The organism is Bacteroides luhongzhouii (assembly GCF_009193295.2).
GTDB lineage: Bacteria > Bacteroidota > Bacteroidia > Bacteroidales > Bacteroidaceae > Bacteroides > Bacteroides luhongzhouii.
This window is the reverse complement of sequence record NZ_CP059973.1, coordinates 3,362,465-3,387,618: the sequence shown is the minus strand read 5'-3', so window position 1 is coordinate 3,387,618 and position 25,154 is coordinate 3,362,465. Positions and strand designations below refer to the sequence as shown.

The window sequence follows — 25,154 nt, the reverse complement described above, 5'->3', positions numbered from 1 at the left end:
TACTCGTTCACTTAAACCGCGTAATTCGTGTAAGCCGTGCCAAATTATTTCGCACCTTATTATTTCGTACTTAATCATTTGTCACAAAGATATGTCTCTTAGCTTTTAATATTTAAATGAATCCTATAAAATTCTTCAAACGATTATCTGTCACTAAGAAAGTAATGACAATAAGCATTGCTCTTTTGATGATAGGGTATATCTTTTGCCTTCCCCAGCAACTGTTTCATGTACCCTACTCCACCGTTGTGACTGATCGAAATGAAGAATTATTGGGAGCACGCATCGCCTCGGACGGTCAATGGCGGTTTCCTCCCCGAAAGACAACACCCGAAAAAATCAAGCAATGCCTCATTACCTTTGAAGACAAACATTTTTATCACCACTGGGGAGTTAATCCGTTAGCTACCGGAAGGGCGCTCTACCAAAATTTAAAGAACAAACGTGTCGTAAGCGGAGGCAGCACCCTTACCATGCAAACCATCCGTCTCGCCCGGAACAAACCCAGAACACTCGGAGAGAAAGTCGTTGAAATGATATGGGCTACCCGTCTGGAATTTCGGGCTTCCAAAGAAGAAATCTTATCCATGTATGTCTCTCATGCACCATTCGGAGGAAATGTTGTAGGATTGGATGCTGCTGCCTGGCGTTACTTCGGTCATGCTGCCGAAGATTTATCATGGGCGGAATCGGCTATGCTGGCTGTCCTGCCCAATGCCCCTGCCATGATTCATCTATCCAAAGGACGGAAGACACTGCTTTCCAAACGCGACCGTTTATTAAAGCAACTTCTTGAAGAAGAGATTATCGATGCGTCTACCTACGAATTAGCTGTCAGCGAACCGTTACCCGACGAGCCACACCCGCTTCCTCAAATAGCTCCCCACCTAGTCAGTCGTTTCTATCAGGAAAGAAACGGGCTATATACCCGTTCAACTATTGACAGAGGGATACAAACCCACATAGAAAGTTTGGCAGAACGGTGGAGCAATGAGTTTAATCGAAGTGATATCCGCAACCTGGCAATTTTAGTTATCGACATTCCCACCAATCAAGTGGTAGCATACTGCGGAAATGTACATTTCGACCATAAACAAGGAGGAAGCCAGGTAGATATAATCCAAGCTCCCAGAAGTACAGGCAGTATTTTAAAGCCCTTTCTCTACAATGCCATGTTACAGGAAGGAAGTTTATTGCCGAAAATGCTGTTGCCGGATGTACCGGTTAATATCAACGGCTTTACTCCTCAAAACTTCAGTATGCAGTTTGAAGGAGCCGTCCCCGCTTCCGAAGCCCTTGCACGTTCATTGAATATTCCGGCTGTAACCATGTTACAAAGATATGGAGTACCCAAGTTTCACCATTTGTTGCAACAGATGGGATTCAAGACTATCAATCGGGCAGCATCCCATTATGGTTTGTCACTGATTTTAGGAGGTGCAGAAGCAACATTATGGGATGTAACGAATGCCTACGCGCAAATGGGACGGAGCCTTTCCAACAACAGTGTTTCTCCGAATGTCTCTCAAAGAAAGGGGGCACAGATACTGCTGGAAACAGAAGGCATAGAGCAAACAAGTAGCAATGCAGAGCAAATAAATCGTAATCATAAAAGCAATCATAACGAGCAGGAAAAACGAGAACAAAGTAACTCCAGTCCTCTCTCTATAGAAGAGGGTTCGGAAGAGACTGGTTCGGCTAAAGCAGGAGCAGCCTGGCTCACCCTCTCCGCCTTAACAGAAGTCAACCGCCCCGAAGAGATTGACTGGAAATCAATTCCATCCATGCAGACCATCGCATGGAAAACCGGAACCAGCTACGGATTCCGTGATGCATGGGCAGTGGGTGTGACTCCGCGTTATGCAGTAGGCGTATGGGTAGGCAATGCAACCGGAGAAGGAAAGCCCGGATTGGTCGGTGCACAAACAGCCGGCCCCGTATTATTCGACATATTCAGCTATCTCCCTTCTTCACCATGGTTCGAGCGTCCCACAGGCGTTTTCGTTGATGCAGAAATATGCCGCCAGTCCGGTCATCTGAAAGGACGTTTCTGTGAAGAAACTGATACCGTATTAATTCTTCCCGCCGGATTAAGGACGGAGGCTTGTCCTTACCACCATCTCGTCACACTATCCGCTGACGAAAACCACCGCATCTATGAAAACTGTGCAAATACGGAGCCTACCATTCAGAAATCATGGTTTGCCCTGCCACCCGTATGGGAGTGGTACTATAAGCAACACCATCCGGAATATAAACCACTGCCACCTTTCAAAGCCGGTTGTGGAGAAGATGCTTTCCAATCCATGCAGTTCATCTACCCTCCGATGAACGCCCATATCAAGTTGCCCAAACAATTGGACGGCAGTAAAGGGTTTATCACAGTCGAACTAGCACATAGCAATCCCAATGCGATTATTTTCTGGCATCTTGACGACACTTATCAGACACAAACACAGGATTTCCACAAAATTTCCCTGCAACCCGCTCCCGGCAAACATTCCCTGACGGCAGTAGATGGAGAGGGTAACACAGTTTCCACTACTTTCTTCATCGAATAAACATCTTATTTTATTATCTTTGCCGCATGAAACAGCCATTAAAAGAAAACGGAGGACTACCGGCATCCATCCTCTGGACACTTGCTATTGTGGCAGGTGTCTCGGTAGCCAACATCTATTATATCCAACCACTGCTAAATATGATACGCCATGAACTTGGCATATCAGAGTTCAGAACTAACCTGATTGCCATGGTCACACAAATAGGCTATGCGGCAGGACTGTTGTTCATCACCCCTTTAGGCGACTTATATCAACGAAAGAAAATCATCCTTGTCAATTTCATCGTCCTGATATTCTCCCTGTTGACGATTGCCCTGACACGCAGTTTCCATCTGATACTCATCGCTTCATTCCTCACAGGAGTCTGTTCCATGATTCCACAGATATTCATTCCCATAGCCGCCCAGTTTTCCCGTCCGGAACACAAAGGCAGAAACGTAGGAATTGTCTTATCAGGACTATTGACCGGTATTCTGGCTTCACGTGTCGTCAGCGGATTTATCGGTGAACTGATTGGCTGGCGGGAAATGTATCACATCGCTGCAGGCATGATGTTTATCTGCGCGATTGTTGTATTAAAAGTCCTTCCTGATATTCAAACCAACTTCCAGGGAAAATATAGCGACCTGATGAAATCTCTGTTAGCCTTAGTGAAAGAATATCCGCAACTACGCATTTATTCGATTCGGGCGGCACTGAATTTCGGTTCTCTCCTCGCCATGTGGTCCTGTCTGGCTTTTAAAATGGGACAAGCTCCATTCTTCGCCAACAGCGACGTAATCGGTATGCTGGGACTCTGCGGAGTGGCAGGAGCACTGACTGCTTCTTTTGTAGGAAGATACGTAAAACGAGTAGGCGTACGCCGCTTCAACTTTATCGGCTGCGGCTTGATTCTCTTTGCATGGTTGTTGTTCTTCGTCGGCGAAAACACCTTTGTCGGCATCATCGCCGGAATCATCATCATCGACATAGGAATGCAATGTATTCAGCTAAGTAACCAGACAAGTATCTTCGAACTGAATCCGCGTGCTTCGAACCGCATTAATACAGTTTTCATGACTACTTACTTTATCGGTGGTTCTATGGGAACATTTCTGGCAGGCAGCTTCTGGCAACTATATGGCTGGCACGGAGTTATCAGTATCGGAGTCGTTTTAACCGGGATTTCTTTATTAATTACGATTTTCTACAAGAAATGAGTCAACAAAACAAACGGTCAAACCGTTTATTACAAAAAAACGCCAATGAAATACGGAGTTAACAGACAAATCTTACTTATCACAGCCGGCACTGTCTGGATTATAGCCGGTGCCAATATTCTGCGAATAGGGATTGTGACTTGGTTAAACACTTCCCAAGATTGGATGTTCAAAATAGGAGAAGCTACCGTGGTTTTCTTATTATTCTTCGTATTGGTTTTCAGAAGACTCTACTACAAACATACCCAGCGAATCGAGCAAAAGAAAGAACACCGGAATTGCCCGTTCTCCTTTTTCGATGTGAAAAGCTGGATTACAATGATATTCATGATTTCCCTGGGAATCACCATTCGTAGCTTCCACCTCCTGCCCGAAACATTCATTTCAGTTTTCTATACCGGATTATCCATCGCCCTCATCCTGACTGGGGTGCTTTTCATCCGTTACTGGTGGATCAGACGCAAGACTTTTGCCAGTTGAGTCGTCTCCTACATATTCCAATCAAATATAAACATCTAATAATTTTTATTACCTGATGTTTTGAAGCAAAAGATTTCATTGTTTTTTGTTGTATCTTTGTGCGGCTATCAACAAACAGTAGCCGGAAAATAAATAAAAGGTTATAAGAATCAAGATGAAGAAAGCTCCCTCTCCCCTCGTATCGTTGATACCGATCATTGTACTAGTGTTATTATTGTTTGCCACTATCCGCACCTTTGGCAGTGATGCCCTAAGCGGCGGAAGTCAAGTGTCACTGCTTACCACTACAGCTATTTGTATCCTGATCGGTATGGTGTTTTATAAGATTCCCTGGAAAGATTACGAGCTCGCCATCACTAACAATATTGCCGGAGTGGCAACAGCCATCATTATTCTGTTGATAATCGGTGCGTTGAGTGGCATCTGGATGATTAGCGGAGTAGTGCCGACTTTAATCTATTATGGGATGCAAATCATCCACCCCAGTTTCTTCCTGGCGTCAACTTGCATCATCTGCGCATTGGTTTCTGTAATGACCGGAAGTTCGTGGACTACCATTGCCACTATCGGTATCGCATTGATGGGTATCGGAAAGGCCCAAGGCTTTGAAGATGGATGGATTGCCGGAGCTATCATTTCGGGGGCATACTTCGGAGATAAAATATCTCCTTTATCCGAAACCACTATCTTGGCATCTTCCATCACAGACACTCCCCTGTTCCGTCACATTCGTTATATGATGATTACTACGGTACCGTCTCTTATCATCACGTTGATTATTTTCACAGTGGCAGGACTCTCCCATGATGCCAGCAATACACAACATATTGCGGAGGTGGCAACCGCTTTGAATGAAAAGTTTCATATCACCCCGTGGTTGTTGATAGTTCCTGTTGTAACCGGAATACTGATAGCACGGAAAGTGCCCTCTATCGTAACGCTGTTCCTGTCTACCCTGCTGGCTGGTGTCTTTGCTTTGATATTTCAACCGGAGTTGTTGCAGGAAATTTCCGGAGTTGCCGTTTCCGGATTCGATTCTTTGTTCAAAGGACTGATGATGACTGTTTATGGAGCGACAAATTTACATACAGACAATGCCGTTCTGACAGATTTAATCGCCACACGTGGTATGGCGGGAATGATGAATACGATTTGGCTGATTCTATGCGCTATGTGTTTTGGCGGAGCAATGACAGCAAGCGGTATGCTGGGAAGTATCACTTCCATCTTCGTCCGCTTCATGAAGAAAACAGTCAGCGTGGTTGGCGCGACAGTCTGCTCCGGCCTGTTTCTTAATCTGACAACTGCCGACCAGTATATCAGTATCATTCTGACGGGAAATATGTTTCGCGATATTTACACCAAGAAAGGGTATGAAAGTTGCTTACTAAGCCGTACGACGGAAGATTCAGTAACCGTTACATCTGTATTGATTCCGTGGAATAGTTGCGGAATGACACAAGCTACCATCTTGAGTGTACCCACACTTGTGTATCTTCCTTATTGTTTTTTCAACATTATCAGTCCCTTAATGAGTATCACTGTGGCAGCCATCGGATATAAAATTGCAAGACGTTCGTGAACAATCTGGCATACACTTTGTTTTTGCAATAAACGAACAACGTATTAAACCTAAACAAAAAAAAGTTATGAAAAAGTTTATTGCATTAGTAGCATTAGTATTAATGAGTGCAAGCACAATGATGTACGCACAGGAAAGTAACGCAGCAGCACGCCGCGCAGAAAGAAAAGCCGAAAGAGATGCAGAAAGAGCGAAACTCCGTGCCGAAGAAGAGGTGCAGGACATGGTAGCCTACCAACAAGCTGTACAGGCTTTGAAGAACAAGCAATTTGTATTGGAAGCTAATCAGGTGGTCTTCCGCAACGGTATGAGTGCTTTTGTTACTTCAAACACCAACTTCGTCTTGATGAATGGCAACAGAGCCACCGTACAGACTGCTTTCAACACTCCTTACCCAGGTCCTAACGGAATCGGTGGTGTTACAGTAGATGGTAATTCTTCGGATATGAAGATGAATATCGACAAAAAAGGAAATGTGAACTGTTCATTCAGCGTTCAGGGTATCGGCATCTCCGCTCAAATATTCATCAATATGAGTAGCGGAAACAATACAGCTTCGGTTAGCATCAGCCCGAACTTCAGCAACAACAACCTGACATTGAACGGAAATATCGTTCCGCTTGACCAGTCAAATATCTTCAAAGGACGTTCCTGGTAATCCGGATACAAGAATCTTATCATAACTCCGCTACAAATCGTGCAAAATGCGTACATTTGTAGCGGAGTTTTTTTATTCATCATTGCTTATGAGAGAATTTATCATCGCAGACAATCAGGATATCAGTAAGGCGGGAATGATGTTCCTGCTAAGTAAACAAAAGGAAGTGTCCCTCCTTTTAGAAGCTGATAGCAAGGCTGAACTGATTCAGCAGCTACGATTGTATCCGCAAGCGGTGATTGTATTGGATTATACATTGTTCAATTTCGCCGGGGCGGATGAATTGATTGTCTTGCAGGAAAGATTCAAGGAAGCCGACTGGATTCTATTCTCTGACGAACTTAGCCTGAACTTTCTCCGCCAGGTACTGTTCAGCAGTATGGCTTTCGGGGTAGTGATGAAAGATAACTCAAAAGAAGAAATCATGACCGCTATTCAATGTGCCACCCGCAAACAACGGTATATTTGCAATCATGTCAGCAATCTGTTGCTTTCGGGCGCTTCTTCTCCGCTGGCTGCCTCAAGCGTAGACGATCATCTATTGACACAAACGGAGAAGAATATCCTAAAAGAAATTGCATTGGGGAAAACGACGAAAGAGATTGCAGCAGAGAAAAATCTTAGTTTCCATACGATAAACAGTCATCGTAAGAATATCTTTCGCAAATTGGGAGTAAATAATGTACATGAAGCTACTAAATATGCGATGAGGGCTGGGATTGTGGATTTAGCGGAATATTACATCTGAGATGCCGCCTTATAAGAATTACCCTACACATCCTATTAGCACAAACTAGTGAACAGTGCCTTTCTCTATTCTATTTCAATCCATTCTGTTTCAGAAGTTGTTCTATTTCCTTTTCTGATATAGACGCTCTATCTGCTTTATCATAAATATAGAGAAGATTCAAAACTGCATCTTGTTGAGAAACGACTAAAGTAAATGTTATAACCCTTGCTCCTCCACTTTTACCTTTTCCTTTTGAAGTTATTTTCATACGAACTTTGCGCAGTCCATGTCCCAAGTCCGTTCCTAGCAGAGGATTCTGTTCTAAATTATCAATCAATGAAACAAAATCCTCCTTAAAAGAGGAATAGTGTTTCGCCAGCCTTTTAGCCTCCCGCTGAAATGTCGGCTTAACTATAATTTCATAATTCATTAATGAACTCTCTTGCGGTCTTTACCTCCAACTTACCTTCCATTGAAAGTTTTACCTCTTTCAGTCCGGCGTCAATCCCTGCTAGAACTTCTTCTTTCGTGATTTCTTCCTCTTCTTTTTCAGCTTCCATTTTTTTCAGTCGTTTCAAATAGTTCTTCACTCGATTGAGCATCTCTTTGTCATTCAAACTCAGGAGTTCCTCCACCAAATCCATCTTCAGACTTTTCAATTCCATCGTTGTCATAAGCAATCCTCCTTTATTTATATTCTACGAAACAAAAGTAGTGAAAAATCTCCTGATAATCCAATCTTCACCAATCAAAATAAACTATTTAACAGATGATTTCACCGCTCCCCACACAAACTTTTACTTCTTCATCATAAATCACCCCAAACTGTCCCGGAGCAATGCCTTGCAACTTTTCGAACGACAAGATGTGAAACAGCTTCTCCCCTTCCTGTATCAGTTTTCCTTTTGTAAATTCGGGAGTGTGACGAATCTTGAAAGTAATGTCTATCTCCTTCTCCTGACCTTTCCAAGGATTATCAGTAATGAAATGGAAATCATGCATCCGGAATTCATAACCGTATTGCGTCTCTACACCATATCCACGGGATACGTAGATAGTATTTTCCTCAATATCCTTCTTGACTACAAACCAGGGACCTCCACTCAATCCGAGCCCTTTCCGCTGACCAATTGTGTGGAACCAATAGCCTCGATGTGTACCCACTTTCTTTCCGGTTTCCAGTTCAACAATCGCCCCTTCCTTTTCTCCTAAAAAACGACGAACGAAATCATTGTAGTTTATCTTTCCGAGAAAACAAATCCCCTGACTGTCTTTCCTTTTGGCACTAGGCAATCCGGCACGGTTTGCAATCTCACGTACCTCCTGCTTCATCAACCCTCCAATGGGAAACATGAGCTTGGAAACTTGCAGGTAATCAATCTGGGCGAGAAAGTCTGTCTGATCTTTCACGGGATCTTTTGCTGTGCCCAGCCAAGTTTTACCATCACATTGCAAGGTGGTGGCATAGTGACCGGTTGCCGTAAAGTCGAAATCTTTCCCGACACGCTGTTCAAAGCAGCCGAATTTGATAAGTTTATTACACATCACGTCCGGATTCGGTGTCAATCCCTGCCGGACTTTATCAATGGCATACGCCGCTACGTTTTCCCAATACTCCTGATGCAGGTCCACCACTTCCAAAGACAGACCGTATTTACGTGCCGTAGCAGTAGATAATTCAATATCCTCCTCTGCCGAACAGTCCATATATTCCGCTCCGTCCCTACCTATCTTAATATAAAAAAGAGTAGGCTTATATCCTTGCTCACAAAGGAGATGTACGACAACCGAACTGTCAACACCTCCTGATAATAATGCAGCTATCTCCATGAATGAAATCGTCTATTAATAACTTTCTATATTTAAGCTAATACCTGTCGAAAACTTTGATGTCACAAAGATAAGGCAAGATTCTCTAACAGCCAATCACATATTGAAGGCATTTTTATACCATAAATGTGGTAGATAAGCAAAGTATTTCCTACATTTGCACAGTAAAAAGCTTTTTATGATGACGAAATTAAGAAAGATAATCCTCATACCTGCCCTGATCCTTGTATCTATCAGTGGTTTCTTCTCCTGTGGTGTCGACCGCTGGCCGGAGTATGCCCATCAAACTGCACTAGATACATGGATGCTGGACATTATGCAACAGAACTATCTGTGGTATCAAGATCTACCTTCCTACGATGATGTGAATCTGTTTCTGGAACCTGCCTCGTTCTTATCCAAAGTAAAATCAAAAAACGACAGCTATTCGTTTGTGGACTCTGTGATGGAGACTCCGCTACCCACTTATGGATTTGATTATTCACTGGTTAGAAGTGCGGATATCGATACAGCTTATAATGCTCTGATTACTTATGTAATTCCCGGTTCACCAGCGGCAGACGCCGGATTGGTGCGTGGAGACTGGATTATGAAAGTGGACACTTCTTATATCAGCAAAAAATATGAGACTCAACTGCTACAAGGAATCCCAGCCCGAGATTTGGTGATGGGGGTATGGAAAGAAGTTCCTGTGGTAGAAGAGGAAGATAAAACAAAAGCCGATACGGAAGAAGGAGGAGAAGGAGAAACAGAATATGTGTACAAAGTAGTGCCTAACGGTAAAACCCTAAAACTACCTGCAGCACGAGTCGTTGAAGATAATCCGGTACATAAGTATACAGTACTTCCGGCAAAAGAGAATGGTCAAGAAATCGAAGTCGGTTATCTCATGTACAATAGCTTCACAGCCGGAACCAGCAGTGATCCAGAAAAATACAATAACGAACTACGCCAAGTTTCACAAGAATTCAAAACAGCAGGTGTGAAATATGTTATACTTGACCTACGTTACAACGCCGGAGGTTCATTGGATTGTGTTCAATTGTTAGGTACAATTTTAACTTCAGGGGAACGATATGACTCAAATGCCCCAATGGCTTATCTCGAATATAATGATAAAAACAGAGACAAAGATGCTACCATCCACTTTGATGGTGAAGTATTAAAGGGAGGAACTAACTTAAACCTCCCCGGTCTGTTTGTCATTACGAGTAGCACAACAGCTGGAGCTCCGGAAATGTTAATCAGAAGCCTTTATCTAAAAGATAGCTATCCCGTCGTAGCCATTGGTGGTGCTACTAAAGGACAAAATGTAGCAACGGAGCAATTCATTAATGAAGAATTTCTATGGTCAATCAACCCGGCAGTCTGCACGGTTTATGATTCTAATCATGATACCTACGGCTCTATATCACCTGCTACAGATCTTAAAGTCAGTGAGACAATCATTGATGGAATAACCAATTATAGCGAGTTTCTGCCATTCGGCAATAAAGATGAGAGACTGTTGAAAGTAGCTCTCGGTGTAATAGATGGAAGTTTTCCGCCAAAAGAAGATGAAAACACCGAAGAGACGACAAAAGCGCAATTCAAGATAGAGAAAAGCGTAATAAGTCCGGCAAGTAGACGTTTTAGTAGTAACGGATTACGATTAAAATAAGAAAGGATGAAAAAAGTAGCTATTTTATTGCTGGCAATACTGACATTCAGTTGTTCGGATGATGACGAAAAGGGCACAGTAGAGGATAAAGGGCAATGGGCTATGATTTTCAATGAAACCGTCAAGAACGATTCGAACCCTGTAGATAGAATAGAGGAGTTTATGTTCGATGGCGAGCGTCTGATTCAACATATTATAAAACAACGTTATTTCGGAGAAGAAATCAGTAACGAAGTAAATTTGAGCTACTCTGATAATCAGGTAACAGTTACCACTGACTATCTCACTTTAGTATATACATTAAATAGCGAAGGCTATGCCAGTCAATGTGTATACAGTTTGTCTTCACAAAATCGTATTTATCAATTTTCTTACTCTGCAGAAGGATACTTAACCGGAATTGTCGAGAATATTGGCGATGCAGAATATTCATCAACATCACTTACATACGAAAACGGAGATATAACTTCTATCAGTTCCAAGATGAACGGCCTTGAAAACAAGTTCATTTATGAACCGGGAGAAGAAAGTTCGACATACCATTTGCCCTGCCTCGGTTTATTAGAAATACACCCTCTGACATTCCATATTGAAGCTCTTTACGCAGGATTATTGGGTAAAGACCCGCGCCATTTCACCATACGCAGTTATCCTGCAGGAAGTAACGATGAAAAGACAGGCTATTCGTACGAGTTTGATAAAAAAGGAAATCCATCCAAGATGATTTGTCAGACGACCTATGCCAGAGGACAGGTCAGCTATTATCCATACACACGCAACATTTCGGTTTCTTTCGAATAATCTTTCATTCCGAACATCGAATTCTCTTTTAAAGCAGCATAATCACTCTATTTCTGTCAAGAGCAGAATTATAGATTCTTAACCTACAAAGGCGCTTTTCATGCCTCAACTTTGTTTATTCCGAAACAAAGGCTCTGATTTTACCTAACAAAGGCTCTTACTTCTCCTAACGCAGCGTTTAATGAGTCGTAACGCACCGTCTAATTTTTATAAAGCTACGGTATAAAACACGTTAATCTCCGGTTTCATCCCCTTTATAAGCCCGGCTAAAGCTCACGCCTCCCCAAGGTACAACAAAAAAGGAGAAAGCTTCCGCTCCCTCCTTCTATCGTAGTTTAACCTCAATCTATTTTATGATTCTGTACCAAAGATACAACATTGAAAAGCCAAAGTCAAGTATTCCCGGTTTTATTTCTTGAAAAACTTATTAAAGAACAGAATCTGATAATCAATGGAGTTATTCCAATACTGTCCATTATGCGCTCCCGGGCGGGTAATAAAATCATGATCGATCTTTCTTTCCAACAGGCGGTTATGCAAATCCTTATTCACATTCAGGAAGAAATCTCCTTCTCCACAATCGACAATGATAGCCAAATCGCCATTCTCTATCTTATCAATCTGGTTGATAACGGTGTGATTATCCCATACCTCCTTATTCGATTCATATTCTCCCAACTGCTTGGACATATCCCAGTTTTTCGGGAACGGACGAATATCCATCCCTCCGCTTGTGCTTCCACCGGCACCAAACGTATCTTTATGACGGATTGCATTCCACATCGCTCCGTGTCCACCCATACTCAATCCGGTGATGGCACGTCCCTTGCGATCGGCAATCGTCTTGTAATGTTCGTCGATATACTTCACCAGCTCCGACGAAATAAAAGTTTCATAGCGGAAAGACGGGTTGACCGGACTGTCCCAGTACCAGCTATTCTTTCCATCCGGACAAACGAATATGATTCCTTTTTCGTCCGCAATTTGAGGAAGATTAGGTTTAATGCCAATCCAGGTTTTAGCATTTCCACCGTAACCGTGCAGTAAATAAATGGTGGGACAAGCCACAGCTTTCTTTCCCAACGCAGCATCCGGCGTTACCACCACTACTTGCACTTCCTTATTCATGGAAGAGCTTTTAATTAATAAAGTATCTACTTTGGCAGCAAAGGATGGAGCTACCCAAATTAAAAGAAAGGCAATTAATAGAAGTTTTTTCTTTTTCATTGTGTGTTATAAATAGTTAGATATAGTTATTCCTCTGTTTCAGCTGGAGGATTAAATTTAGAAACCGGCATTTCAAAGGTTTTATGACACTGTTTACAAGTATAGTTCCAGTGGTTATCTCCCGGAGGAATGACCATCAATGCAGAAATGATAGCAGCACCCACCGCACGCCAGCGCTTTCCTTTTCTCAACACCAACTGGATGTCCGATGAACCGCAGTACGGACAAAGCGTCAACTCTTCCGGCCAACTATCGTTATCCTTCAACACTTGGACAGCATTCTCGTAGTCTTCATCTGCCACCAATATATCCACCCCTGCTATACTACTCACGCAACTTTTATACAAAGTAGAGAAATTCTCATTGTGCAGAATAGACTCGATGCCTTCATTCTCCAATGCTCCCTGAAGGATATGTGCCTTCATCGCATCATTACAAGTTATCAATTTTACAGTCTTCATCAGGAATCTGTTTTAATATGCCCCACAAAAATAAGATATAAAAATGAAATGTGAAACAAAATACGGCTAACTTTATCAATAGGTAAAACGAACCAAATTAGAAGTGATTCTATTTTTATTCACGGAAGGTATCATTATTTAATACTTTTTTTGTACTTTCGCAGCGACAATTTGCAATCACATGAAAAAACTGTTGACACTGCTACTATTTTCCAACATCCTGCTTTCCCTGTTACAGGCACAACCTGTACATCAAATTAAGGGGATAGTGATTGAAAAAAACAGCCGTCAGCCATTAGAATTCATTAACGTTATGATTCTTGGGCTGAACAAAGGTGGCGTCACCAATGCGGAAGGGCATTTCACTATCGAACAAGTGCCTCCCGGCATCTACCGTTTGCAAGCAACAGCCATCGGCTACAAAAGTGTCACTACTCCCGAATATATCTTATCTACCAAAGATCTGAACATTTCGATAGAAATGGAAGAAAACCTGACCGAACTCGCAGGAGTAACCGTCACCGCTTCTCCTTTCCGGCGCGACCAGGAAAGCCCGGTCAGCCTGCGCATCATCGGATTGCAGGAAATAGAAAAGAGTCCGGGAGCCAACCGGGATATTTCGCGGATTGTACAGTCTTACCCGGGAGTTGCCTTCTCTCCTATCGGCTACCGCAATGACCTGATTGTACGCGGTGGCTCTCCTTCTGAAAACCGTTTCTATCTGGACGGAGTGGAAATTCCCAATATCAATCACTTCAGCACGCAAGGAGCATCCGGCGGTCCGGTGGGAATCCTTAATGCCGACCTGATACGTGAAGTGAATTTCTACACCGGTGCTTTCCCCACTGATAGAGGGAACGCGCTTAGCTCCGTGCTTGATTTCAAATTGCGTGACGGAGATATGGAGCATAACTCACTAAAAGCTACCCTCGGAGCATCCGAAGTCTCTCTGGCCTCCAACGGACATATTGGAAAGAAAACCTCCTATCTGGTATCTGTGCGTCAATCTTATCTGCAATTCCTGTTTGATATGCTCGACCTGCCTTTCCTGCCGACTTTCACCGACGCGCAATTCAAGTTGAAAACCCGGTTCAACGAACAGAACGAACTGACGATATTGGGACTTGGGGGAATCGATAATATGCGGCTGAATACGAAAGCAGATAGCGAAGACAATGAATATATCCTTAGTTACCTGCCGAAAATCAAGCAGGAAACGTTTACCTTAGGTGCCGTATATCGCCATTATGCAGGTCCGCATGTGCAATCGGTAATAGTCAGCCACAGTTATCTGAACAACCGCAATACCAAATATCGTCAGAATGATGAAAGCATTCCGGAGAATCTGATGCTCCGCCTCCGTTCTGCCGAACAGGAAACGAAATTCCGTTTCGAAAACAAATCTTCTTTCCGCAACTGGAAAGTCAATCTCGGAGTAAACCTGGATTATAGTCAATATACCAACACCACCTTTCAAAAGGCATATACCAATCAGGCACAAACGTTTGATTACCACACCTATTTGGGAATGACGCGTTGGGGACTTTTCGGCACTATCAGCTACTCTTCGATGGACGAACGTTTCACAGCTTCCCTGGGATTGAGAGCTGATGCCAACAATTATTCGTCTGCCATGAAGTCACTCTCCGACCAACTTTCTCCCCGCATATCACTTTCCTACCAACTTGCCGAGCATTGGTTCGTAAGCGGAAATGCAGGACTTTATTATCAATTGCCTCCTTACACGGCACTCGGTTTTAAAGATAATAACGGAATGTATGTCAACAAATACAATCTGCGCTATATGAAAGTCAGCCAGGAAAGTCTGGGCATTAGTTGGCGCAAAGGAGATACGTTCGAAGTCTCCATCGAAGGATTCTATAAAGACTATGATAAAATTCCGCTTTCCGTTGTAGACGGTATTCCTCTTACCTGCAAAGGAAATGACTATGGAGTGATTGGCAATGAATTGCTGACTTCTACTGCTCAAGGACGTTCGTATGGCGCGGAAATTCTGGTAAAGTGGCTGATCGCCAAGAAACTGAATCTGGCTTCCTCCTTTACCATCTTTAAAAGTGAATACCGCAACAACAAAGAGAGCGAATACATTGCATCCGCATGGGATAACCGGTATATTTTCAATTTACGAGGAACTTACAATCTGCCCCACCAATGGAGTGTCGGCATGAAAGTCAGTTGCATCGGTGGTGCTCCTTATACACCTTATGATGAAGAAAAGTCATCCTTGGTATCCGCCTGGGATGCACAAGGCAAAGCATATTACGACTATTCGAAATACAATAAGGAACGACTTCCGGCCTTTGCGCAGGTAGACCTCCGCATCGACAAGACATTTTATCTGAAGCATTGTATGCTGGGATTCTATCTTGATTTGCAAAATATCACGGCAAGCAAACTGAAACAGCAGGATGTACTGATGAGCACCGGCATCATAGAGAATCCGGAAGCTCCTGCCGACAATCAGCATTATAAGATGAAAAGTATCAAGCAATCGAGCGGGACACTACTCCCTACATTAGGAATCACATTTGAGTATTAATTTATGCATTAAATATTAAACTAGAAAAGAGTATGAAAAGAGAAATTGTAATGATTGCCTTCGTCTTGTTAGGCATGGGAATGACAGCTTCTGCACAATTCGGCAAGAAGATTAATTTAGGAAAAGCTTTACAAGCAGGTAAAGATGTAGTATCAGCCGTTACGTTATCTGATGCGGACATTGCTAATATGAGTAAGGAATATATGGCATGGATGGACACTCATAATCCATTGACAAAACCTGATACCGAATATGGCAAACGTCTGGAGAAACTGACCGGACACATCAAAGAAGTGGACGGACTGAAACTAAACTTTGGTGTATATGAAGTGGTAGACGTAAACGCCTTTGCCTGCGGTGACGGTAGTGTACGTATCTGCGCTGGTCTGATGGATGTTATGACGGACGAAGAAGTTATGGCAGTGGTAGGTCATGAAATCGGTCATGTGGTTCACACTGATTCCAAAGACGCTATGAAAAATGCCTACCTACGATCAGCTGTGAAAAACGCGGCAGGTGCAGCCAACGACAAAGTTGCCAAACTGACAGACTCCGAACTAGGAGCTATGGCGGAAGCTCTTGCCGGTGCACAATTCTCACAAAAGCAAGAAAATGAAGCCGATGATTACGGTGTTGAATTCTGCGTAAAAAACGGTATCGACCCGTATGCAATGGCAAATGCCTTGAGTAAATTAGCAGAACTTGCAAAAGATGCTCCTAAAGCATCCTATGCACAAAGAATGTTCTCTTCACATCCGGACACTCAAAAGCGTATTGAACGTACAAAAGCCAAAGCAGACAGCTACGCCAAGAAGTAAGGAACAATACTTTCGTATAATTACTACCAGGAGGGTATCCGAAAAGGGTACCCTCCTGAATATTTATCAATACAACCTATATTCAAATGCCTTAATTTATCCGCATATTCTCCTCCTTTTTTGTAAAATACCGACATAGCGAAGCAAACAATTTTACCTAATTATCATTAATATATACAGAGAGTATTCTTTTTTTATATAATTTCGAAGCAATAACCATTTTAATCCATTTATGGAATTTCTTATCATACTTTTCTTACTTATACTGAATGGCATTTTTGCCATGTATGAAATTGCGTTGGTATCATCCAGCAAAGCACGTCTTGAAACACTTGTCGCAAAAGGTAACAAATCAGCCCGTGGAGTTTTAAAACAATTGGAAGAACCGGAAAAGTTCTTATCTACCATTCAGATTGGTATCACGCTGATCGGTATCGTATCCGGTGCGTATGGTGGTGTGGCTATTGCCGACGATCTCGTTCCTTTCTTTTCTCTCATTCCGGGCGCAGAAGCTTATGCACGCAACCTGGCAATGATTACTACCGTAGCAATTATCACCTATCTTTCTCTGATAATCGGAGAGCTGGTTCCTAAATCCATTGCTCTTAGTAATCCGGAGCGATACGCCACTTTGTTCAGCCCGGTCATGATTCTGCTGACGAAGGTTTCTTATCCTTTTGTATGGTTGCTAAGTGTCTCTACCCGGTTACTGAACAAACTTATCGGTCTGAAAAGCGAAGAACGCCCCATGACGCAGGAGGAAATCAAAATGATTCTGCACCAAAGTTCGGAGCAGGGTGTGATTGACAAAGAGGAAACAGAAATGATACGCGACGTGTTCCGTTTCTCTGATAAACGCGCCAACGAACTGATGACACACCGCAGAGATCTTATTATCCTTCACCCTGATGATGTACAGGAAAAAGTGATGAAGATTATCGAAGAAGAACATTACAGTAAATATCTGCTGGTAGACGAACGGAAAGACGAGATTATCGGTGTTGTTTCGGTAAAGGATATTATCCTGATGGTAGGCAATAAAAAGGAGTTTAACTTACGCGAAATTGCCCGTCCCCCCCTCTTTATTCCGGAAAGTTTGTATGCAAATAAAGTTTTAGAGCTATTTAAGAAGAACAAAAACAAGTTCGGAGTTGTTGTTAACGAGTATGGCAGCACAGAAGGTATTATCACACTGCACGACCTGACCGAAAGTATCTTCGGAGATATCCTTGAAGAGGATGAAATGGAAGAAGAAGAAATCGTCACAAGGCAGGATGGTTCAATGCTGGTGGAAGCTTCAATGAATATCGACGACTTCATGGAGGAAATGGGTATCCTATCCTACGAAGATCTGGAATCGGAAGACTTCACCACTCTGGGTGGACTGGCCATGTTCCTGATTGGTCGCATCCCGAAAGCAGGAGACATCTTCACCTACAAGAATCTGCAATTCGAAGTGGTGGATATGGACCGCGGACGAGTAGACAAACTGCTTGTCATCAAACGGGATGAGGAACAAGAATAGGATAGCAAAAAACGAGCAATAGCTCACTATATTTATATTAACTTAAAGCACTTAACGATGAAAAAAGTAATTATGTTAGCAGCAGTCGTAGCTGCTTTGGCATCATGCCAATCAAAAGCAAACAAAGCCGCAGAGGCACAAGCAGACAGTCTAGCTCTTGCTATGACTCCGATTACCGAATTGACTGAAGTTTATGAAGGTACTCTTCCTGCTGCCGACGGTCCGGGTATTGACTATGTACTGACCCTGAACGCTGCAACTGACGGTGTGGATACTGCGTATACACTGGATATGACTTACCTCGACGCTGAAGGTCAAGGACAAAACAAGACTTTCACTTCAAAAGGAAAACAAGAGACTGTACACAAGGTAGTGAACAAAAAACCTGTTACAGCTGTAAAATTAACTCCGAAAGATGGTGAAGCTCCGATGTATTTCGTGATTGTTAATGACACCACTCTTCGTTTGGTGAACGATAGCTTGCAAGAAGCTGTCAGCGATCTGAATTATGACATCATCAAGGTAAAATAATAATAAGCCTAACCCTAACCAGTAAAAAAAGCTCTGTATAGAACCCTTCGTTCTTACAGAGCTTTTCCTTTTTATCGTAACAGGTTCTTTCTACCTTATATAAAACTAATCACTTTTAAAACTGAATCCTATCTCTGATTTCAAAACAATCTATTTACTGACCTATTTACTTATATATACGAAAGGGATATGAGTATAAAATAGATTTCAGTGATAATAAGTCGGAAAGTTACTCTTCTTTGGCTGTTCTTCCACCATTCCGCAGCCATACTACCGGGTAGCAGAATAACAGACATTATTCCAAACCGCAAAAATCGAAGTAGTTTCATGTTTAATTCATTTATCATTGCTCTATATAATACGCAGCAAAGAGAAAATATACTCAACTGAAAAATACAAAAAAACTATTATTATAGGAAGCCTTTCACTGACTATTCCATAAAAACGTTGTATCTTTATTCTCAATTTAAGAAAGGAGTTATATGGATTTACGTACAGCAAACGTAACAAGATATATTCTTCCCTTGCGGGAAGGAGGATCATTGCCGGCTTTGGCTGAAGCGGATGATGAATTCAAATATGTCGTAAAATTCAGAGGAGCAGGACATGGGACTAAAGCCCTTATCGCCGAATTGATAGGGGGAGAAATTGCCCGTACACTGGGATTCAGAGTTCCGGAAATTATATTTTTGAATCTGGATGAGGCATTCGGACGGACGGAAGCGGACGAAGAAATACAGGATTTACTGCAATGGAGCCGTGGATTAAATCTGGGCTTGCATTTTCTATCCGGTTCATTGACGTTCGACCCTGTTGTGCATAAGGTGGACGGTAAAATTGCTTCGCAAATTGTATGGCTGGATGCATTATTGACCAATGTAGACCGTACAATCAAGAATACGAATATGCTGATGTGGCATAAAGAATTGTGGTTAATCGACCATGGAGCTTCCCTTTATTTCCATCATTCGTGGACGAATTGGCAGAAACACGCACTTAGTCCGTTCGTACAAATAAAAGATCACGTACTTTTGCCATTTGCCGATCAGTTGGAAGAAGTAGATGCAACATTCAAGAAACTACTTACCGATGAAAAGATACGGGAGATAGTCAATGCCATCCCCGATGACTGGTTGAACTGGACGGAAGGACAGGAAACTCCGCAAGACTTGAGAGATGTTTATATTCAATTTTTAGAAGAAAGGATCAAGCATTCCGAAATATTTGTAAATGAAGCGCAAAATGCAAGAAAGGCACTTATATGAATACGCAGTTATCCGTTTCGTTCCTAAAGTAGAACGTGAGGAATTTATTAATGTAGGTATTGTACTGTTTTCCAAACGGCGCAAATATCTCAAATCTCTTTATACAATAGATGAAAACAAACTGAAACTGTTCTCTTCCGAATTGGACATTAATTGCCTGAAAGAAGGGCTGAAAGTCTTCGACAAAATTTGCCAGGGAAATAAGGAAGGAGGAGTTATTGCCAATATGGATATTCCGGATCGTTTCCGATGGCTGACCGCGGTAAAAAGTTCCTGTATTCAGGTATCCCGTCCCCATCCGGGATTCTCTGAAGATTTGGATAATACTTTGGAAAGACTGTTCAAGGAACTAGTGCTTTAGCTCTTTTATTGAATGAGCTAAAGCACCAAGTCATAATTTTCTATGTTTACCGAATAAACCAGAAATGTAGATACTTCACTTTGCAATCGGAATAAAATGTAATGCAGCCCCACCGCTTGCCTTTAACTTCAATACAAGCTTATCACCTGCTTCTATTTTCTTATGAGTGGTACGTACTTTCGTCCGTGCATTCAGTTTGTCATCATCCTCGTAGAGATGAAGCAGATATTTCTTTCCCGGTTCCAGAAGATCCGTTGTCAATGTCACAGTAGAAAACTCATTCCATTTGCTCCCTATACAAAGTAGGAGTCATTCCTGTTACTTTTTTGAATGTGCGGTTAAAGTGTACAGGAGACTCGAACCCGCAAGTCGCACTGATTTGAGATACGCTCATCATACTATTGCTCAACAATTTGCATGCATAACCGATACGCATCTCAAGCACATACTCCTTGAATGTCTTGCCCGTATTCTCTTTAAAATAACGACAAAAAGCGGAAGGATTCATTGCCGTATAAGAGGCGATTTCGTTCAGTCCGACAGATTCGGTATAATGCTTATTGAGATAAGCTATTACTTTTTCCATCCTTTCATTCCTCATGACGGAAGGAGAAGGAGTGTAATGAGAAGTCGTCAGGTATTTCCTGTTAGTATCTGTTGCCATCACCTGTAATAATGAAAGCAGCAGAATAATCTGTTCGGCTCCTTTTGCAGAAGGAATCTGCTTTAATAATCCAAGAATTTTCTTTGAACGCTTTACAGTGAACCGGATTCCTCTGCAAGCATCTTCCAGAAGGTTTTTAATCGGAATAAACTGTGAGTATTGGGAAATAGAATAATGCATAAAATCTTTTTCAAACTGAATGTTGACTCCTTTCACCTTCAACTCCGGAAGTTCATCCTGACAGGGAGGTGTCTGCATACTATGAGGAAGCTCCGACCCGAAAAGAATCAGATCTCCTTTTGAGTAAGATATAATACTATCGCCCACCAGGCAATCCCCTTCCCCCTCTTCCACGTAAATAATTTCATATTCACTATGAAAATGCCACGGATAAGTAAACCGTGGATAGTCATAAAAGCGGGCACGGACAGGATTGGAGGACGAAATAGTCAACTTCTCATTCATTATCTTCTTCATATTACCTCCATCAATCTTAACTTTGCAAAGATAAGTAAATATCTTGCAAAGATACGCATCATACAATATTTAAAAACCCACTACTTTTGCAATCATTCTTATAATAATCATAAAGCCATGAACGAATTATTTAGTATTGCCGGTAAAGTAGCTGTTATTACCGGAGCAGGTGGTGTACTGGGTGGAAATATTGCCCAACACTTTGTACAGCAGGGAGCAAAAGTTGTAGCTATTGACATTCGTCAGGAACAACTGGACAATCGCGTAGCAGAACTGAAACAATATGGAGAAGATGTTATCGGTATCATCGGTAACGTACTGGATATTGACAGCCTTGAAAAGGTAGCGGAAGAAATCGTCGCCAAATGGGGACAGATTGATATTCTATTGAACATTGCCGGTGGAAATATGCCGGGAGCCACTCTCGAACCGGATCAGCACTTCTATGATATGGACATCTCTTGTTGGGAAAAAGTAACTAATCTGAATATGAACGGTACGGTTTATCCGTCTATGATATTCGGCAAGGTAATGGCAAAACAAAAGAAAGGATGCATCATCAATGTATCTTCTATGGCTGCTTACAGCGCTATCACCCGTGTGCCGGGTTACTCGGCTGCTAAAACGGCGGTAGCCAACTTCACCCAATGGCTGGCAAGCGAAATGGCACTGAAATATGGTGATGGTATTCGTGTAAATGCTATCGCTCCGGGATTCTTTATCGGCGACCAGAACCGTCGTGTACTTATCAACCCGGATGGTTCATTGACCGACAGAAGTAAAAAGGTATTAGCCAAGACTCCGATGAATCGTTTCGGTGACATCAAAGAATTGAATGGTGCCGTACAATTCCTGTGCAGTGAAGCCGCCAGTTTCGTAACCGGAGCTATGTTGCCTATCGATGGTGGTTTCAGCGCATTCAGCGGCGTTTAATTTTAATCTCTCATTTTTAATTTATTCAAACGCTATGATGGAAAAAACATGGAGATGGTTCGGCAAGAAAGATAAAATCACCTTGCCGATGCTCCGTCAGATAGGTGTTGAAGGAATTGTCACCGCATTACATGACGTACCGAACGGAGAAATTTGGACAGTAGAAGCAATCAACGATTTGAAGTCGTATATTGAATCGTATGGATTGCGTTGGTCGGTCGTAGAAAGCCTTCCGGTTTGTGAGGCCATCAAGTATGCAGGTACGGAGCGTGAGCAGTTGATTGAAAACTATAAAGTAAGTCTTGCTAACCTGGGTAAATGCGGAGTAAAAACTGTCTGTTACAATTTCATGCCGGTAATCGACTGGATACGCACGGATTTACAGCACCCTTGGCCGGATGGTACCAGTTCGCTTTACTACGACCGTATTCGTTTCGCTTACTTCGACATCAAAATACTGGAACGTGAAGGAGCTGAAAAAGACTACACGGAAGAAGAGCTGCATAAAGTTGCCGAACTGGACAAAGTAATTACAGAGACCGAAAAGGATGATTTGATTGATACCATTATTGTCAAGACACAAGGATTTGTGAACGGCAATATCAAAGAAGGAGATAAAAATCCGGTTGCCATATTCAAACGTCTGTTAGGTTTATATAAAGAAATAGATCGGGACGCTTTGCGAGCAAATATGTGTTACTTCCTTTCAGCAATTATGCCTGTATGCGATGAATATGGTATCAATATGTGTGTACACCCGGATGATCCTCCATTCCAGGTTCTCGGCCTACCCCGTATTGTCACCAATGAAGAAGATATAGCCTGGTTCCTGAATGCCGTAGACAATCCGCATAATGGTTTGACTTTCTGTGCAGGTTCCCTTAGCGCAGGCACACACAATGACACTCGTGAATTGGCGAAAAAGTTTGCAGGAAGAACCCATTTCGTTCATCTGCGCAGTACAGAGGCCATGCCGGGCGGAAACTTCATCGAAAGTTCTCATCTATCAGGAAGAGGACATCTGATTGATCTCATCCGCATTTTTGAAAATGAGAATCCGGGACTCCCTATGCGTGTGGATCACGGACGAATGATGCTGGGAGATGAAGATAAAGGTTACAATGCCGGTTATTCTTTCCATGGACGTATGCTGGCTTTAGCGCAGGTAGAAGGAATGATGGCCGTAGTGGATGATGAGAAACAGCGTAAAATAAAGTTTTAGCCTTATTTTTCATCAATATACTTTGAAATACAGGAAAGGAGCTTTACTTTTGTGAAGAAATAAAAAAGAAGAATATAATGAAAGCAAAAACTACAAGGCTCTGTCTACTATTTATTCTACTATGCTCCCTTCCTGTATTTTATTCATGCAGCGACGAAGCTGACGATTTTTACCTGTTTGAATACTGGGAAGTGATGCTCAATCCAGAACCTCCTATTAGTGAAGCCAGTTTGTCAATCACGGGAGGAACAAAATTGGGAATTAAGGGTGGCGTAGCTCCTTATACAGCGGAAATAGCCGATGGGCAAATAGCAACAGCTTATGTAGACGAGAATAATGATATTCGGATCAGCTCTCTAAAACTGGGCAGCACGTCATTGATGGTAAAAGACGCTGATGGAAGAATCATAAAAATAGGGCTAAAGGTCGTTAACGGCAAACAATCTTTTTCAGTAAATTCAGTGGAAGCAAGAATCATAGGAATAGATGAAAGCCTGTTGAATGAACAACAAAAAGAAAAACTAGAAGCGGTAATAGAAAAGATAAAGGATGAAGCAGATATACAAGCTACAGGAGGAATAGCTTTCTCTTATGACCAAAAAAGTAGTGGTAAAGTGACAATTGTTACCGGTAAAGAAAATACTCCGGAAATAGAAGGAAGTTTCTCCCGCTCCACATCAGAGTCAGGCACTACATTCCAAATTACAATCAATGGTAAAGAGTATGACTGCAAATTTAAACTTCCCGAACGTCCCGATACTTCAAAGAGTATCACCACACGAGACCTTGGTCCAATTCCTTATTGGTTAGTGGAAGATGTGACTGAAGATTACAAATCAGATGTGACAGGCCTATTCGGAATAAACGCCACCTCCCTGAAAATAGAACGCATTTATATAGGTTCATTCACTCCTTTACGATAGGTTGTAAAACGCCAAATCTTTTCGCAAACACTACAATCTAATATGAAGTAATGATTTTCCTACGTAGAAACTAGAGTTTCCAGCTATAGACTGAAGTTTTTTAATACAAAATCTAACCGTCACAACAATAAAAAAGGGGATGCCGTTACATTGGGCGACTCCCCTGTTCTTAATATTTGCATGGATGAAAGCTTTCATCCGGAAAGATTCATTATTTGTTTTCCTGAGATACTTGGAAATCCGGTATACGTTTTACATTCGCCCCTTTCATCACACCTCTTTTGATAGCTTCATTCGTATCGGTGATTTCTTTCTTCACACGTTTATAGTATTCTTTTGTCAAGCCTTTCTCGATCGCTTCCGATTCTGTTACAGCCCACAAATACTGATAATCCATCAACATCAGATCTGGAGCAACAATTTTAAAGAAAATACTATCTCCCTCAAACTTCTCACGCAAATCACCTAAATAAATTGTATCTGCCGGATTCACTTCTTGAGTATTTGCGTTCCCTTTCGAACTACTACCTCCACAAGAAGCCAACAACAAACTTCCAACCAATGAAATAAAAACTAATACTTTCATATAATATCAATTAAAAATTAAAGATTAAAATTTAAAAGTCTGCGATACTATACCCATTAGACAGACTATAGAATATAGCAAATTGTTGCAAAAGTAA

24 protein-coding genes and 1 pseudogene are annotated in these 25,154 nt (G+C 42.1%); 17 read left to right on the top strand and 8 right to left on the bottom strand.

Annotated features, from left to right (window positions below):
- Nucleotides 1–116 precede the first annotated feature (116 nt).
- From pbpC to GD631_RS12345, 6 genes are all read left to right on the top strand, one after another.
- Nucleotides 117–2,561 (top strand): penicillin-binding protein 1C, encoded by a 2,445-nt coding sequence (gene pbpC, locus GD631_RS12370; RefSeq protein WP_185911455.1) that lies wholly within the window; start codon nt 117–119, stop codon nt 2,559–2,561.
- A 26-nt stretch (nt 2,562–2,587) separates the two neighbouring features.
- Nucleotides 2,588–3,763, top strand: coding sequence for an MFS transporter (locus tag GD631_RS12365; protein ID WP_143257274.1), 1,176 nt, complete (start codon nt 2,588–2,590; stop codon nt 3,761–3,763).
- Nucleotides 3,764–3,808: 45 nt separating this feature from the next.
- A complete protein-coding gene (locus GD631_RS12360) occupies nt 3,809–4,243 on the top strand; it encodes a hypothetical protein (RefSeq protein ID WP_143257273.1) in 435 nt (144 codons plus the stop codon).
- A 154-nt stretch (nt 4,244–4,397) separates the two neighbouring features.
- On the top strand, nt 4,398–5,825 hold the full coding sequence (nhaC, locus tag GD631_RS12355; RefSeq protein WP_143257272.1) for a Na+/H+ antiporter NhaC: 1,428 nt from the start codon (nt 4,398–4,400) through the stop codon (nt 5,823–5,825).
- A 67-nt stretch (nt 5,826–5,892) separates the two neighbouring features.
- Nucleotides 5,893–6,483 (top strand): DUF4251 domain-containing protein, encoded by a 591-nt coding sequence (locus tag GD631_RS12350; RefSeq protein WP_099146392.1) that lies wholly within the window; start codon nt 5,893–5,895, stop codon nt 6,481–6,483.
- A gap of 88 nt (nt 6,484–6,571) precedes the next feature.
- Nucleotides 6,572–7,231 carry a response regulator transcription factor gene (locus GD631_RS12345; protein WP_143257271.1) on the top strand — a complete coding sequence of 220 codons (660 nt, stop codon included), beginning with the start codon at nt 6,572–6,574 and terminating at the stop codon, nt 7,229–7,231.
- A 70-nt stretch (nt 7,232–7,301) separates the two neighbouring features.
- Here GD631_RS12345 and GD631_RS12340 read toward each other — a convergent pair whose 3' ends face one another.
- The 3 genes from GD631_RS12340 to mnmA form a co-directional block, all read right to left on the bottom strand.
- The gene (locus GD631_RS12340; RefSeq protein WP_143257270.1) at nt 7,302–7,643 is read right to left on the bottom strand and encodes a type II toxin-antitoxin system RelE/ParE family toxin; all 342 of its coding nucleotides are present in this window, start codon (nt 7,641–7,643) and stop codon (nt 7,302–7,304) included.
- A complete protein-coding gene (locus GD631_RS12335) occupies nt 7,633–7,887 on the bottom strand; it encodes a hypothetical protein (protein WP_004316007.1) in 255 nt (84 codons plus the stop codon). Before GD631_RS12335 ends, GD631_RS12340 begins: the two co-directional genes overlap by 11 nt.
- Before the next feature lie 88 nt (nt 7,888–7,975).
- On the bottom strand, nt 7,976–9,043 hold the full coding sequence (gene mnmA / locus GD631_RS12330; RefSeq protein ID WP_143257269.1) for a tRNA 2-thiouridine(34) synthase MnmA: 1,068 nt from the start codon (nt 9,041–9,043) through the stop codon (nt 7,976–7,978).
- A 178-nt stretch (nt 9,044–9,221) separates the two neighbouring features.
- Here mnmA and GD631_RS12325 point away from each other — a divergent pair, with 178 nt between their 5' ends.
- Complete coding sequence (locus GD631_RS12325) at nt 9,222–10,703, top strand: S41 family peptidase (protein WP_143257268.1); 1,482 nt, start codon at nt 9,222–9,224, stop codon at nt 10,701–10,703.
- A 6-nt stretch (nt 10,704–10,709) separates the two neighbouring features.
- A complete protein-coding gene (locus tag GD631_RS12320; RefSeq protein WP_143257267.1) occupies nt 10,710–11,504 on the top strand; it encodes a DUF4595 domain-containing protein in 795 nt (264 codons plus the stop codon).
- 408 nt (nt 11,505–11,912) lie between these two features.
- On the opposite strand, the gene GD631_RS12315 is transcribed toward GD631_RS12320, so the two are convergent.
- Nucleotides 11,913–12,731, bottom strand: coding sequence for an alpha/beta hydrolase (locus GD631_RS12315; protein WP_143257266.1), 819 nt, complete (start codon nt 12,729–12,731; stop codon nt 11,913–11,915).
- Between the two features lie 26 nt (nt 12,732–12,757).
- On the bottom strand, nt 12,758–13,192 hold the full coding sequence (locus tag GD631_RS12310; protein ID WP_143257265.1) for a putative signal transducing protein: 435 nt from the start codon (nt 13,190–13,192) through the stop codon (nt 12,758–12,760).
- A gap of 181 nt (nt 13,193–13,373) precedes the next feature.
- Between GD631_RS12310 and GD631_RS12305 the strand changes: the two genes are divergently transcribed.
- From GD631_RS12305 to GD631_RS12280, 6 genes are all read left to right on the top strand, one after another.
- Nucleotides 13,374–15,752, top strand: coding sequence for a TonB-dependent receptor (locus GD631_RS12305; protein WP_143257264.1), 2,379 nt, complete (start codon nt 13,374–13,376; stop codon nt 15,750–15,752).
- 32 nt (nt 15,753–15,784) lie between these two features.
- Nucleotides 15,785–16,570, top strand: a complete 786-nt coding sequence (locus GD631_RS12300) for a M48 family metallopeptidase (RefSeq protein ID WP_143257263.1) — start codon at nt 15,785–15,787, stop codon at nt 16,568–16,570.
- 232 nt (nt 16,571–16,802) lie between these two features.
- Entirely contained in the window at nt 16,803–18,095 is a 1,293-nt protein-coding gene (locus GD631_RS12295) for a hemolysin family protein (protein ID WP_143257262.1), read from the top strand.
- Between the two features lie 57 nt (nt 18,096–18,152).
- The gene (locus GD631_RS12290) at nt 18,153–18,626 is read left to right on the top strand and encodes a copper resistance protein NlpE N-terminal domain-containing protein (protein WP_185911454.1); all 474 of its coding nucleotides are present in this window, start codon (nt 18,153–18,155) and stop codon (nt 18,624–18,626) included.
- A 482-nt stretch (nt 18,627–19,108) separates the two neighbouring features.
- A complete protein-coding gene (locus GD631_RS12285; RefSeq protein ID WP_143257261.1) occupies nt 19,109–19,891 on the top strand; it encodes a HipA family kinase in 783 nt (260 codons plus the stop codon).
- Nucleotides 19,869–20,252 (top strand): DUF3037 domain-containing protein, encoded by a 384-nt coding sequence (locus GD631_RS12280; RefSeq protein ID WP_143257260.1) that lies wholly within the window; start codon nt 19,869–19,871, stop codon nt 20,250–20,252. The genes GD631_RS12285 and GD631_RS12280 overlap by 23 nt, the downstream gene beginning before the upstream one ends.
- 75 nt (nt 20,253–20,327) lie before the next feature.
- Here the strand turns inward: GD631_RS12280 and GD631_RS12275 are convergent.
- Nucleotides 20,328–20,531, bottom strand: a pseudogene (locus tag GD631_RS12275) (glycoside hydrolase family 97 C-terminal domain-containing protein); the annotation flags it as partial.
- The gene (locus GD631_RS12270; protein ID WP_143257259.1) at nt 20,530–21,393 is read right to left on the bottom strand and encodes an AraC family transcriptional regulator; all 864 of its coding nucleotides are present in this window, start codon (nt 21,391–21,393) and stop codon (nt 20,530–20,532) included. The pseudogene GD631_RS12275 and the gene GD631_RS12270, both read right to left, overlap by 2 nt.
- 117 nt (nt 21,394–21,510) lie before the next feature.
- Here GD631_RS12270 and GD631_RS12265 point away from each other — a divergent pair, with 117 nt between their 5' ends.
- The 3 genes from GD631_RS12265 (at nt 21,511) to GD631_RS12255 (ending at nt 24,471) form a co-directional block, all read left to right on the top strand.
- A complete protein-coding gene (locus GD631_RS12265; protein WP_143257258.1) occupies nt 21,511–22,326 on the top strand; it encodes an SDR family oxidoreductase in 816 nt (271 codons plus the stop codon).
- A 34-nt stretch (nt 22,327–22,360) separates the two neighbouring features.
- On the top strand, nt 22,361–23,548 hold the full coding sequence (uxuA, locus tag GD631_RS12260) for a mannonate dehydratase (RefSeq protein WP_143257257.1): 1,188 nt from the start codon (nt 22,361–22,363) through the stop codon (nt 23,546–23,548).
- Between the two features lie 77 nt (nt 23,549–23,625).
- The gene (locus GD631_RS12255; protein WP_143257256.1) at nt 23,626–24,471 is read left to right on the top strand and encodes a pilus assembly protein N-terminal domain-containing protein; all 846 of its coding nucleotides are present in this window, start codon (nt 23,626–23,628) and stop codon (nt 24,469–24,471) included.
- A 211-nt stretch (nt 24,472–24,682) separates the two neighbouring features.
- Here GD631_RS12255 and GD631_RS12250 read toward each other — a convergent pair whose 3' ends face one another.
- Nucleotides 24,683–25,057, bottom strand: a complete 375-nt coding sequence (locus GD631_RS12250; protein ID WP_143257255.1) for a hypothetical protein — start codon at nt 25,055–25,057, stop codon at nt 24,683–24,685.
- Nucleotides 25,058–25,154: the final 97 nt, after the last annotated feature.